A 13,323-nucleotide genomic window follows, 5' to 3' on the forward strand; every position below is an offset into this window, starting at 1 on the left:
ATGCCTTTGAAGGAGTCTGCCTTGGATTCACGCGAGACAACGATCAGCCTGTGGTCGCGGCGGGTGATGGAAGCCTGCTGGCTACTGGCTTTAGCAATGATCCCGATCTATTTTAGTTTGCTTAGTGACCGCCACTTTGAGCCAGATAAAGCGGTGGCCTTGCGTTCCATCGTGATGATCCTTGGCGGTGCGTGGATTATCAATTGGCTTGAGCGCGGCCAAGTGTTTCGTTTGTGGCCACGCTGGCGTGATTGGTGGCGCTCGCCGCTGGTTGCTCCGGCAATTGTCTATGTTGGGGTCTTTTTCTTTACGACACTCACCTCGGTCTTGGTCTTTACCAGCTTTTTTGGTGGCTATAATCGGCTTCAGGGCTTCTACACCAACTTCTCGTATGTGGTGGTGTTTGGAGCGATGTTGGCCCATGTACGCCGCCGCGAGCAACTTGAGCGCATTATTACGGTGATTGTGGCCACAACCTTGCCTACTTTAGGCTATGGTTGGGTCCAATTTCAACGCAGCGATCCCTTGCCATGGGCTGGTGATACCGCAGCGCGGGTTGCCTCAAGCATGGGCAACTCGATCTTTGTGGCTGCCTATTTGATTCTGACGCTACCATTTATGCTCTATCGCTTGATTACGAGCTTGATGGCCACCAAACGCACTGAGACCGAAGGCGCAAGCTCGGTTGGCTTAGATGCAGCATGGTTTGTTACCTTGGGCTTGCTGCCGCTTGGTCAATTAAGCTTGTTGTATGCCACGCTCAAGCTCGGAGCCTTGATTCAAGCACCATTGCTTGGCATTGGCCATTGGTGGATCTTTCCGCTGGCGGTCATTGTTACCAGCAGCACGTTGCCCTTGATTTCGTGGGTAACCAGCACCCGCAACCGCAATGATTGGCGCTTGTATGTGCCTGGCGGCTTGATTTTGTTCTACATGCTGGCGCTGGTTATCGGCGGCTATTTAACTGCCGATCAGTGCCAAGGCCAGATTAGCAAAACCTGCTACAACCTCGATATGGCTTCAGCAGATCGCGCCAGCAACTTCCGCACCTGGTTCTTGTTGGCGATGGCGGCCTATTTTGGCTTTTATGGCTTGGTTGTGGCCTTGCCACGCCGAATTGCCGCCGCACCCCATGCCTTGGTGCAATGGCTCAGCGCTGCGGTGTATGCTGGCCTCAGCATCTTCACCGTCGTCATTATCTTCTTTACCCAAAGCCGTGGGCCACAAATTGGCATGTTTGTCAGCATCTTTGTGTTCTTTACGCTGTTTTTGTTGCAAGGGCTACGCAGCACCAGCTTCAAACGGCTTTTTGGCGCAGCGCTCAGCGCTTGGGTCGTGCTTTCATTGGCAAGCGCTGCCTTCTTGGTAGTGCTCAATACCGATTCGAGCAGTTTTAGTGGCTTGCGCCAAAGCAACCGCTATATCAACCGCTTGGGCAACTTGCTGGAAACCGATGGCGGCACTGGTTTGGTGCGGGTGCTAATTTGGCGCGGCGATGAGCATACCAAAGGTGCAGTTGGTTTGGCCTTGAGCAACCCGCTGCGCACCGTCATTGGCTGGGGTCCCGAATCGATGTTTGTGGCCTACAATCCCTTCTACCCGCCGCGCTTGGCCAATTATGAATCGCGTGGCGCGTCGCCCGACCGTTCGCACCAAGCCTTGCTTGACGAATTGGTGACCAAAGGCGCAATTGGGTTGTTCAGCCATTTGTTCTTGTTTGGTTCATTCTTGATTCTCATGCTGCGCTTGCTGCGCATTCCACGCTTGGTCAATCTTGGCATTACAACCGTGTTTATGCTAGGGATTGGACTATTCTTCGCCGTCTTTTTGAAGAGCCTAGAATTAGGGTTGATTGCTGGCGGTGTCGGCTTGTTGGTAGTTGGCCTCGCCATATGGCTGGGCTATGCCAAGCCCTTGGATGAACCAATTAGCTTTGGCTGGCAATTATTGATTATCACCGCGCTTTCGGCAGTGGCAGCCAATTTTGTCGAAACCCTGTTTGGGATTCCGATTGTTTCATCATTGTTGTATACCTGGGTGATTATGGCAGTTGGTGTGGTTGCTGGTGCGCAAGCAGGAGCCTTCCAGCTTGGCAGCAAGCCTGCGGTTGTGGCTGCCACCCCAGCGATCGAAGAAGTGGCTGAAGCAGCGCCGGCCAAAGCTGGCACCAAACGCCAAGCAGCCCAAAATGCTCGCCGCACAAGTGGCAATCGTAGCCGCACCAGCAGCGGCGTAACGGGTGCAGCTCCAGCCCGCATTTTGTATGCAGTGGTTGTGCCGATTGTCTTGCTGTTGGTTTGGTTCCTCAACCTCGATAACATTTTTGCCGATATGCGCTATTTGCAGGGCAAACAATTTATCGACCAAGGTCAAGGCCTCGATCAACATCTCTTAGGCTTTGCAGCGATTCAAGATGCGGTTGAGCATGCACCAAACGAAGATCTCTATTTCTTGATGTATGGACGGGCCTTGATGACCTTGGCCACCGATTTGAGCATCGAGCAAAACAAGTTGGTGAGCGAAAATCAAAATCAGGCTATTGCCCAAGTGCTGAATAGCCGCCCGCTGCCCAATGCAGAGCTGGACGATTTGCCCAAAACTGAATATAGCATTGCTGGCATGCAAACTACTGCCCGCGATTTCCTCACCAAATTTGGGCCGTTGCAAGTGTTGGATTATGCTCGCTTGGCCTTGGAAGAGGCGCAACGGCTCAATCCACAAAACAAAGATCACCCAGCCAACTTAGGCCGTTTGCATTCATCGTGGTTCCGCAACACCGAGCAAAGCGACCCAGAAGGCGCGCGCAAGCATCTCGATGCGGCAATCGAAGCCTACAAACAGGCCCATACCATCGCGCCGCAGGATGTGGAATTGACAGGCCAATGGGCAATGCTCTATCTGTATCGCCAAGAATACGATACAGCGATTGCCGAATTGAGCAAGGCAACGACGCTTGATCCGCTGTGGGCGATCAATTTCATTCGCTTGGGCGAGGCCTATCGGCGCAAGGGCGATTTGCAAAATGCCGCGCAAGCCTTTGCCAACGCCTTGGCCCTTGATCCACGGGCACTCAACAACAGCGGCTTGGTTGACGTGGCCGAATTGCCTGCTGAACGCAGCGAACGGATTCAAGCAACCTTTGCCTCGATGCAAAGCGATCCAGCGGCGTTCGATAGCTTCTTAACGGGCTTCGAGCGGGCAATCGCCAGCAAACCAGGCGATATGTCGTATCGCCAGATCTATACCCAAGTCTTGAGCGATAGCAAGCGCTATGATGCTGGCTTGGCCCAAGTTGAATTGGCTTTGGCTGAGATGGATAAAATGGGGGCGCAAGACCCTACGTTCAACACCACCTATGCTGATACCAGAACCGGCTTTGAGCAATTGCTCAGCTTTTTTCAAAGCCAACAATAACTGAGTCCAATCAATTCCAACCCCTCTCCTGCATTGCGTGGGAGAGGGGAAGCGTTATTTTCGCATGGCTCAACAATATTAACTTTCACCAAGAGAAGCTATATGAGTGTTTCGCTGGCCCAAATCTTCCTCATTTTTCTTTCGGCGCTCACCATGTCGATTGTAAGTACACCGCTGGTTCGGCGCTTGGCAATTGCCGTTGGCATTATCGACCAACCCAATGCGCGCAAAGTCCATACTAATCCAGTGCCCTTGCTTGGCGGCTTGGCAATTTATGCTGGGGTAATGGTTACTCTGCTGATTTGGGATGAACAATTTATTCTGCGCGAGTTGGCGGCCATTTTGGGCGGCGCGACGATTGTGGTTACCTGTGGCATGCTCGATGATAAATGGGGTTTATCAGCCTCATTAAAATTACTGGGCCAGATTATTGCCTGTTTTGTGCTGATCTTTGCTGGCATTCAGGTGCAATTATTCGCCTCGCCAGTGCTGAATGCTATCATCACAATTGCATGGGTGGCGGGCATCTCGAATGCAATTAATTTTCTCGACAATATGGATGGCTTATCAGCAGGTTTGACTGCGGTAGCATCGGCCTTCTTTTTGCAACTTGCGGTCTTGAATGGCCAAGTGTTGGTAGCAGCGCTCTCGGCAGCAACGATGGGCGCGTGCATGGGCTTTTTGCGCCACAACTTCGTGCCCACCAAAATCTTTATGGGCGACACTGGCAGCCTGTTTTTGGGCTTTATTTTGGCAGTGCTGGGCATCAAGTTGCGCTTTCCCAGCAACAGCATCATCGTCACTTGGATGATTCCAATTGTGGTGTTGGGCGTGCCAATTTTTGATACCTCGATGGTGATTGTGGCACGTTTGCGCCGGCGGGTAAACCCATTCAACACGCCAGGCAAAGACCATATTTCACATCGGTTGGTAGCGCTGGGAGCTTCCCGCCGCGAAGCTGTGTTGATTTGCTATATGCTTGGCGTTGGCTGTGGCATTACCGCGACGATGTTGAGCAAAGCCGATGTGCAGGAAGCCTATGCTCTTGCAGGCTTGTTGATTACAATTGCAGTTGTTGGGATTTGGTTTTTCGAACGCTATGCGCGCTATACGCCACCCAAATAAGCGCGCACAACAAAGCCCATGGTTTCTGCTCCCGCAGCCGTAACCATGGGCTTTTTGGTTTAAGCAGCGACCTTTTGTGATTCCCAAGGCAAATCGAGAGCTAGGCGTGAGGCAGTCACCAAGGCAGGCTTGAGCAAAAGCTTGGGACCATAGGCCATCCAAACACTTTCGTCGGTAACACAGCGATACGATCCATCATCAACGAGTTCCAATCGAGCACCGCAATCGGGGCAGCGGCGTTCTTCGAGCGAACGATTTTCCATGACGGGCCTCCTTGTGTGGGTGGTGTGTCCGGAGTTGGCGGAATTAAAAAATCCCACCCCCCGGATAGAGGAGTAGGCGATCATTGCCCTGTCGTATGGCCACGCTGCCATGTGTTAAGCTGTAGTATACATGGATTTAGTAAATTGACAATCGGGCTAGCGCAGTAGTTCTATGGCCAGCCTAGTTGATGGAGGGTTTTGTAATGTATTGTCTCCAGTGTCGCCAGCGGTTGGAGCCACGTTTGCGCGGCGGACGCGAACGCTTGAGTTGCCCTGATTGTGGCTGGGTCTGGTTTAATAGTGCGCCAGCTGGGGTTGCTGCCGTCATCCAAAACGAGCTTGGTGAGGTCTTGCTAGTGCGGCGGGCTGGTTCGTTTCGGCCTGGCTTGTGGTGTTTGCCCTGTGGATACCTTGAGCACGATGAGGAAATGCGCCAAGGCCTCGCCCACGAAGTGCTCGAAGAAACGGGCTTGCATGCAGAAATTGGCGAGGTTATCGCCGTGCATTCGAATCTTGATCGCGAGCCGCCGTATCCGCTTGGGGTTTGGTTGCAGGCCACGGTCAGCGGAGGCAAGTTGCAGGCTGGCGGCGATGCAGATTTGGCCCAATTTTTTGCCCTTGATCAACTACCGCCGCTAGCCTTTGATCACGATGCGTTGGTGTTAGCTCAATTGCAGCAGCCACGTGATGCCAGCATCGCAACGTTAACCACAGAGATGAATGAGTTTGTTCGCGCGAAGGGTTGGTACGAGGCGAATTCAAAACGCCCGCAAACGCCACGCAACTTGGCCATTTCGCTGACCCTCGAAGCCGCCGAAGTGCTCGAACACCTGCAATGGCGCGACGAAATTGTTGATCAAGCTGAATGGCAGGGCGAGTTAGCCGATGTCTTGCTCTATTTGCTGCAATTGGCCGATACCACCAACGTCAATTTGGTCGAAGCAGTGCGCGCCAAATTGCGCAAAAATGCCAATCGGGTGTGGGATCAACCAGCTCAGTAAGTGGCAAAAATGAGAGAATTAAAACTATTTAATGTCGTTGATTGACAGCAAGCAGCAATATCCGCTATAGTTAAACCAGAACTTGTGTTCTATCACAAATACAAGTTCTGGATGAAGGAGGTATTGCGCATGAGTCAGCAACCGGATCAACAACAGCAAAATCGGCCATTGCGGCTGATGTTTATGCTTACAATGGTGATAATGTGTATCACTGTGACGGTTTTGGTCGTGCTTGGGCGTGATGTTGCCCAGCTTGTGACCGTTGTGGCAGCTTTTGCAGCTTTAGGTGCATTGCTCTGGCCAAAACATTAACCAAACCTTGCTGTAAGGGTTACTCCTTGCAGCAAGGTTTGTTGCTATTTTTAACAATCTTGAGCCAATAATTCCAGTTTCAGCGCAATACCTTCATTCAAGCCTAGATTGATTCGTGGTAAATTCACCCTTGGCAGTTACGAGCCAATTGCGTATACTCATACGACATTCCGCCAAACGCAACCTCTACCAAGAAAGGGTTTCCGAATGAAGCCACGATTTTTTGCGCTTGGCAACCAACAACTGCATAGCGCTGCGCTGAAGCAGCATCCTGCAAGCCGCCGGATTATTGGCTGGATCAGCCTCTTTGTAGTTTGTTTGTTGCTCATTCTGTATAGTTTTAGTCAATTTGATCATATTCCGTTGAGCACGCTTACCCGCGACCCCGCCGATATTACGGGCGTGCCGTTTTATTTTGGCATTCTTTCAACCTTGGGTGTGATGCTCTGGTCGGCAGCAACTGGCATTTGTGCAGTTGGCTGGTTATTGCTTGAGCCAAGCCATCCGCAGCGGCGTTTTTTAGCGGCCTCAGCACTCTTGTCTGGTTTATTGACCCTTGATGATGCTATTTTACTCCACGAACGGGTGTTTCCGGTGCATCTGCATATTCCCGAAAATTTGGTGCTTGCCAGCTATTTAGGCCTAGGAATCGCCTATCTTTATTATTTTTTGCCACGAATGTTAAGCACAGATTATGGCTTGTTTCTGATTGCCGCCGGATTTATGGGCTTATCGATTGTTTTTGATGTGATTATGCCCTTTCATGAGCTAGCCACCTTTACCGAAGATAGCCTTAAGTTTATTGGGATTGTCTTTTGGTTGAGCTATTTTGGGCGCACTGTCCAAAGCACTTTAGCTTACGCCAAACGCCAAAGCTAACCCAACGCAATGCTCCTACTCAAAGCGCCGTTAGAAGCACGGCGCTTTTGCTTGGCTGCAAACTCTACAAGGAACTGATTATAATACGTTAGCATTTATTCAAATGACGTAGGATGGTCGCTTTGGGCACTGCGTCGATGAGACATGAGGATCAGCATGGCAAACGAAACGCAACCTCAATCTAACATCGTTGAAGGATTAACTGGGCGCTTACCATTCTTGATTGGTGGTTTAGCTGGTTTTTTCAGCTTGGTCTTGTTTATGCGCATTCGTTATATGCTGCATGCGAGCGCGCACCAACTTGATTTTGAAGGCATTCAGGCATGGCTGATCGTCGATATCGTAATTATGTTGATCATTGCGCCATTAGCGCATACGCTGAGCCATGTGCTGGGCTTAATTGGCCAAAAGCAGCCATGGAAACTCCAACGCCGCTTGCTCTATCCGCGCGTTCGCCCAACGCAGCCACTTTCTCGTCGTCAAGTTATCGGCTATTTACTAGCGCCCTTGGGCTTGAATGTACTGTTGTTGTTTGGCCTCGTAATCGAGCCGCTTGCGGCCTACCTCGCCTTATGGGGTGCGGTTAATCTCGGGCTAACCACCAACGATCTTTGGAAGGTCTTGGGTGTTTGGCGCTTTCCGCAAACTAGTTCATTTGTCGTTCACCAAAATCATCTTGAGCGAACGGAGGCGCAACGTGGATAAGATTTGGTTTGTTGCCCGCCGCGATTTGCTCTATCACGTTCGCAAAAAGGATTTTTATTGGTCAACCTTGGGCGTGCCTTTGCTGATTGGTGCAATCTATTTGTTTGCCCAACTCTTTGGTGGCGATCCGTCGGGCCAAACCACCGCCAGCCTGTTTATTCCCGACAATGATCGCGATCACAGCATTGGCATCGTTGATCAAGCGGGCGTAATTAACCAGCATTTCGAGGTTATTTCGCCAACAACGGTGCTACAATTTGACGATCAAGCCACTGCTGAAAGTGCCTTGCGCCAAGCGCAAATCGAAAGTTTGTTTCTGATTCCTGCAGATTATCAGCAATCGGGAATTGTGACCCGTACCACGCGCACGGCCAGCATTTTTGATCAGGCTGATACGAATGCCTTGCGCACCTTGTTGGCAGTTAATCAACTGCGCTCGCCACATATCGATTTTGTGCCACTTTTATTCGAGCCAATTAGCCTGAGCAAAGCAGAAGCTATTGGCAACAATGTGCGGGTTGCGGGCAATCTGAATCAAAATTTTGCTGGCTCGATGGTGCCAATCGGCTTTGCCATGGCAATTTATATTTCAATTTTTATGGGCGCAAGCTTATTGATGCAAGGCATTTTGGAGGAGAAAGAGAATCGCACGCTCGAAGTGCTGCTGACCTCAATCTCGCCGCGCGAACTCTTGACTGGCAAGATGGTTGGCTTGGGCATTGTGGCCTTTATTCAATTGGGCTTTTGGGCCTTTCTGGCAGTTGGGGTTTTGCGTGGTCAAGCAATTCGCGCAGCTCTCAACCAAGTACAAATTGAGCCATTGACCTGGCTGTTGCTCGGCATCTTTTTTCTGCTCGGCTATCTGTTTTATGCCAGCTTAACCGCAGGGATTGGGGCAATTAGTCCATCGATGCGCGAATTATCGCAATTAATTATTTTGGTCAGCGTTCCGGCGATGATTCCATTGATGTTTATCACCTCGCTGCTGAGCAAGCCCAACGGCACTTTAGCATTAATCCTCAGCATTATTCCCTTCACTGCGCCCTCAACAATGATGCTGCGTTCGGTTATGACGGTTGTGCCGCCATGGCAAATTGGGTTAAGCATTGGGTTGCTTGCCCTATCAGTTGTGGCGACGCTCAGCCTAACTGCACGTTTATTTCGGGCCACGATTTTGTTACGCGGCAGCAAATTTTCCTTACGTGGATTATGGCAGGCATTACGCTAAATGTGGAGGCATTGAATGGAACCAATTGTGCATGTTGTGCTAGCGTTGTTGCGGCGCGAAAATCAGGTGTTATTGGTGCGCCAGCAGGGCCAAAACGGCAGTTATTGGAGTATTCCTGGTGGCAAAGTCGAGGTTGGCGAACATTGGCTCGAAGCCTTTGCCCGCGAGGTGCGCGAAGAAACAGGCTTAGTTGCCGCGCCCAGCACTTTAGCCTATATGTCGCAAGTTTATTTGGTTGGCAAGGCCCAAACTGTGGTTTTTTGCGCCTTCGAAGGCACAACCGAGGGCGAAATCGCGATCAACGATCCCGATAATGAGATCGAAGAATGTGCGTGGTTTGATCTGCACGAGATTCCGACGATGGTGCAAGCGTTGCGCTGGCCAAGCACCCGTCTGCCATTGCTCGATTATCTGGCGGGTAATGTCGAGGCGGGCCGGGTTTGGGCCTTTCGCTCGAATGAAGACAATAGCGAACAATATTTATTGCAGGCAATTTGATTGGAAATCCCTCATCCCAACCCCTCATTACAAGGGTCGTTGTTAAGATTCCCTCACCCCCAACCCCTCTCCCGTGGCGCGGGCGAGGGGCTTTAACCTCGTGTCTCTCTCCTAATTCTTTGGTGAACCACGGCTGCTCCCCCTCGCCCGCATTCAGTGAGAGAGGGGGCTGGGGAGTGAAGGAACTTCAACTAGCCACGCAAGAGCGATTGCCCGCCATCGATCCAGATTTCGGTGCCAGTGATATGGCTTGAGGCTTCGGAAGCCAAAAAGCCGACCAACTGGGCAACTTGCTCGGAGGTTCCAGGCTTGCCGTGGGTCAGCGGAATATCGCCCTCGGGAAATTCGGCGGGCACTTGCACCCGTTCAATTGCCCGTTTTTCGGTGCTTTCTTCGATGCTAGTTTCGATTGCGCCAGGGCAAATCACATTGACGCGAATATTGAATTGCCCAAGCTCCAAAGCCAACATTTTGCTCATGGCAACTTGGCCCGCTTTGGTCGTTGAATAGGCAGTTGCGCCAGCGTTGCTAAAGGTGCGCGTGCCGTTGATCGACGAGGTAACAATAATCGAGCCGCCTTGTTTTTTGAGCGCTGGCACGCTTTTTTGAATCGTCAAAAAGGTGCCAGTTAAATTAATATCTAAGGTTTTTTGCCATTCTTCGAGCTTTAATTCCTCAATTGGTGCCCACACGCCGTTAATTCCCGCGTTGGCAAACACACAATTCAGCTTGCCCCATTGTTTAAGGGTTTGATCAACGGCTTTTTGCATCTCATCGGGGTCGCTAATATCGGCAATGATGCCTAAGGCCTCGCCACCAGCCTTTTTAATCGCTTCAACCGTTTCGTTTAGCTCATCTTCGGTGCGGCCAAGCGCGGCGACTTTAGCGCCATGCGCCGCTAAATGTAAGGCGGCTGCCTTGCCAATGCCCGAACCTGCACCCGTCACCAACGCCACCGTATCGTTTAAATGCATGAGTCTGCTCCTTCATTCAGTTCACAATCTTCACAGCAACCTATTGCAAGTTGCGTGCAAAGAATCCGCCTTGCGACTGAGGAGCACTCCATCATGCGATGGGCTAGCTTTTGTGGCCAGCGGCTTAAACTGAGTTGTACTCACCCACCCAATCCATGCTAGAGGAGTCCACGGTGCCAATTATTGATGTTCGTAATTTAGGCAAAACATATCGCACGATTGAAAAAGAAGGCGGGGTCAAAGGCGCAGTTAAGGCCCTCTTTCGGCCACAATATCGCGAAAAAGTGGCTGTCCACGATTTAAATTTCCAAATTGATGCCGGCGAAATTGTCGGCTACATCGGAGTTAATGGCGCTGGCAAATCGACCACAATCAAAATGTTAACCGGCATTCTTTACCCAACCACTGGCTCGATTTCAGTTCTGGGCCACGATCCACAACGTGAACGGGTGGCCAATGCGCGCAATATTGGCGTAGTGTTTGGCCAGCGTAGCCAGTTATGGTGGGATTTGGCGCTGATCGAATCGCTCAATTTGGTTGCCAATATTTACGAAGTTGAGCCAAGCCGCTACAAACAATTGCTCAGCCATTTTGCTGAGGTTTTAGAGCTTGATGAAATATTAAAAACGCCAATTCGCTCGATGTCGCTAGGCCAGAAGATGCGCGCCGAATTAGCCGCAACCTTTATTCACGAACCCAAAGTGGTCTATCTCGATGAGCCAACAATTGGCCTCGATGTGATGGTAAAACAGCGCATTCGCGAATTTATCAAAGATTATAACCAAACTCACAATACAACGGTGATGCTCACAACCCACGATTTAGGCGATATTGAGCAGCTTTGTTCGCGGGTGATTATTATTGATGCAGGCAGCAAGGTCTACGACGGCCCATTGAATGCGATTAAACAGCAATTTGGCAAATTTCGCACAATTACCTTTGAAACCAATCAACCAATCGTGAGCGTGAATTTGCCGCCAGCCTGTGAGCAACTGAATTTAAGCGAATTCAGCCTAGAAGTACGCTTTGATCGCAGCCAAATCAGCGCCAGCCAAGTGGCAAACGCTGTGATGCAGCAGCTTGATGTAGCCGATTTTACGCTCAACGAGCCAGATTTAGAGAGCATTATCAAGCATTTATATCAGAATCCGACTGCTTATAATGAGGTTGGCGCTCGTGGATAAACTCTATTATCGGCTGCGGACATACCGTAGCGTGGTTGGGATGAATATTAAAGAAATCCTCGCCTATAATTTTTGGTTTTGGTCGCAAGTTGGTGCCCATATCTTACTTACAATTGCCTATATTTCATTTTGGAAAGCACTGTATAGCGAACGTGATTCAATTGCCGGATTGGATATGCAACAAACCCTAACTTATATCATCTTGGCACGCATTGTTATGCCACTGGTGCAGTGGGGCTATACCCAAGAATTTGGCTTTTGGATTCGCGAAGGTACAATTTCAAGCGAATTATTGCGGCCTGTCGATTTTCAAGAACGAATTTACATTGGCCATCTAACCCGCACGTTTGTGTCATTAGCACAGCAATTAATTGTGGTTGGCAGCCTTGCACTATTTGTATTTAAGATTAGTTTACCAACTGATCCCTTGGTTTGGCTCAGTTTTCTGATTTCGTTATTGCTTGGCTGTAGTATCTTGTTCTGCTTCGATTGGATTTTTGGCTGTATTGCTTTTTATTCAACCGAAGTTTGGGGCTTGCAAGTGGTGCGTGGTTCAGTGCTACTGCTATTTAGTGGCGTGCTTTTGCCATTAACTATGCTACCAACAGCATTACAAACGATTGCCAAATGGTTGCCATTTGCCCAAAGTGTTTCGGTTCCTGTCTCGATATTAAGTGGCATGACTCCATTAAGTAATCTTGGCAGCATTTGGCTCCAACAATTGGCTTGGCTTAGTGTGATGTTTATCCTTTCACGCTTGATGTTTAATTTCAGCGTGCGCAAAATAACTGTACAAGGTGGATAATAATGCTCCGTTATACAAAACTTTATTGGTATTTTGTTATCCAGCGTTTCAAAATTTTGATGGAATATCGGCTTAATTTTTTTATTGGCTCGATTTCAACCGTACTCTTTCAAGGAGCAAGCCTCGTTGCGTTATGGGCAGTTTTACGTCAAGTTCCAAGCATCCAAGGCTGGACATTCGAGCAAATTTTATTAATTTATGGTTTATTAACCTTATCGAAAGGAATTAATCATCTTTTTGCAGATAATCTTTGGGTTGTTGGTCGCGATTATATTCGGCCCGGCCAATTTGATCGATTCTTGGTTCGGCCAATTAATCCCTTATTCCATTTATTAGCCGATCGGATTTGTCATGATGCAATTGGCGATTTTATTGTTGGCTTGAGCTTAGTCAGCTATGCAATGGTACAATTGCAATTACCAATTAATCTCACCAGCATTGGCTTTATCATATTAATGGTGATTAGCGGTGGCGTAATTTTCATTGCACTAAATTTAATCACAGCAGCAACATCATTTTGGATTATGGATTCGATTGCGGTAACCAACGTTGTATTTCATACCAATGAATTTGCTCAATATCCGCTGACGTTTTATCATCGCTCAATCGGCATGGTCTTGACGTGGCTCATTCCATATGGCTTTGCCTCGTATTATCCCGCTAGCTATTTACTTGGCCACGAGATTGGCTGGATGGCGTGGCTGGCTCCCGTTGTGGCGCTGGTTTGCATCACGATTGCCTATAAAGGTTGGCTGTTGGGGCTGCGGAATTATGGCAGCACTGGCTCGTGAGCCAATTTCTACGTTAGAATAATGCCAATTTAATCACAAGGAGAGACAGCTTACTGCATGACATCCAGCCCAAGAACGGGCAATGGGACGACAACCCGTTCATAGTCAAGCGTCCGAAAGGCAGGGAGTTTCCACGTGATGGTG

General features: G+C 49.6%; 13 protein-coding genes. 11 read left to right on the forward strand and 2 right to left on the reverse strand.

The genetic code is table 11. The features are described 5' to 3' along the window. Positions 1–21 precede the first annotated feature (21 nt). Complete coding sequence (locus JOD20_RS22810; protein WP_204757489.1) at positions 22–3,414, forward strand: O-antigen ligase family protein; 3,393 nt, start codon at positions 22–24, stop codon at positions 3,412–3,414. A 102-nt stretch (positions 3,415–3,516) separates the two neighbouring features. Next, positions 3,517–4,539, forward strand: a complete 1,023-nt coding sequence (locus JOD20_RS22815) for an MraY family glycosyltransferase (protein WP_204757490.1) — start codon at positions 3,517–3,519, stop codon at positions 4,537–4,539. A 59-nt stretch (positions 4,540–4,598) separates the two neighbouring features. Here the strand turns inward: JOD20_RS22815 and JOD20_RS22820 are convergent, their stop codons facing one another. Continuing rightward, positions 4,599–4,802, reverse strand: coding sequence for a hypothetical protein (locus tag JOD20_RS22820; RefSeq protein WP_110518608.1), 204 nt, complete (start codon positions 4,800–4,802; stop codon positions 4,599–4,601). A gap of 203 nt (positions 4,803–5,005) precedes the next feature. On the opposite strand from JOD20_RS22820, the gene JOD20_RS22825 reads away from it, so the two are divergent. From JOD20_RS22825 to JOD20_RS22850, 6 genes are all read left to right on the forward strand, one after another. Further along, on the forward strand, positions 5,006–5,803 hold the full coding sequence (locus JOD20_RS22825) for an NUDIX domain-containing protein (protein WP_204757491.1): 798 nt from the start codon (positions 5,006–5,008) through the stop codon (positions 5,801–5,803). Between the two features lie 129 nt (positions 5,804–5,932). After that, positions 5,933–6,115 (forward strand): hypothetical protein, encoded by a 183-nt coding sequence (locus JOD20_RS22830; RefSeq protein WP_110518604.1) that lies wholly within the window; start codon positions 5,933–5,935, stop codon positions 6,113–6,115. A gap of 207 nt (positions 6,116–6,322) precedes the next feature. Further along, complete coding sequence (locus JOD20_RS22835; RefSeq protein ID WP_204757492.1) at positions 6,323–6,994, forward strand: hypothetical protein; 672 nt, start codon at positions 6,323–6,325, stop codon at positions 6,992–6,994. 156 nt (positions 6,995–7,150) lie between these two features. After that, positions 7,151–7,699 (forward strand): DUF3267 domain-containing protein, encoded by a 549-nt coding sequence (locus tag JOD20_RS22840; protein WP_204757493.1) that lies wholly within the window; start codon positions 7,151–7,153, stop codon positions 7,697–7,699. Next, positions 7,692–8,927, forward strand: coding sequence for an ABC transporter permease (locus tag JOD20_RS22845; protein WP_204757494.1), 1,236 nt, complete (start codon positions 7,692–7,694; stop codon positions 8,925–8,927). The genes JOD20_RS22840 and JOD20_RS22845 overlap by 8 nt, the downstream gene beginning before the upstream one ends. Positions 8,928–8,942: 15 nt before the next feature. Next, positions 8,943–9,425: an NUDIX hydrolase gene (locus tag JOD20_RS22850; protein ID WP_204757495.1), complete on the forward strand. Its 483-nt coding sequence runs from the start codon at positions 8,943–8,945 to the stop codon at positions 9,423–9,425. A gap of 191 nt (positions 9,426–9,616) precedes the next feature. Here JOD20_RS22850 and JOD20_RS22855 read toward each other — a convergent pair whose 3' ends face one another. Further along, on the reverse strand, positions 9,617–10,399 hold the full coding sequence (locus JOD20_RS22855) for an SDR family oxidoreductase (protein ID WP_204757496.1): 783 nt from the start codon (positions 10,397–10,399) through the stop codon (positions 9,617–9,619). A gap of 173 nt (positions 10,400–10,572) precedes the next feature. Between JOD20_RS22855 and JOD20_RS22860 the strand changes: the two genes are divergently transcribed. Genes JOD20_RS22860 through JOD20_RS22870 form a run of 3 tightly spaced genes read left to right on the forward strand, consistent with a single transcriptional unit; the run spans position 10,573 to position 13,179 of the window. Next, positions 10,573–11,583, forward strand: a complete 1,011-nt coding sequence (locus tag JOD20_RS22860; RefSeq protein ID WP_204757497.1) for an ATP-binding cassette domain-containing protein — start codon at positions 10,573–10,575, stop codon at positions 11,581–11,583. Then, positions 11,576–12,388 (forward strand): ABC-2 family transporter protein, encoded by an 813-nt coding sequence (locus JOD20_RS22865; protein WP_204757498.1) that lies wholly within the window; start codon positions 11,576–11,578, stop codon positions 12,386–12,388. The genes JOD20_RS22860 and JOD20_RS22865 overlap by 8 nt, the downstream gene beginning before the upstream one ends. A gap of 2 nt (positions 12,389–12,390) precedes the next feature. Then, entirely contained in the window at positions 12,391–13,179 is a 789-nt protein-coding gene (locus tag JOD20_RS22870; RefSeq protein ID WP_204757499.1) for an ABC transporter permease, read from the forward strand. Positions 13,180–13,323 lie beyond the last annotated feature (144 nt).

It is taken from the genome of Herpetosiphon giganteus, assembly GCF_016907925.1.
In the GTDB taxonomy this organism is placed as follows: Bacteria; Chloroflexota; Chloroflexia; order Chloroflexales; family Herpetosiphonaceae; genus Herpetosiphon; species Herpetosiphon giganteus.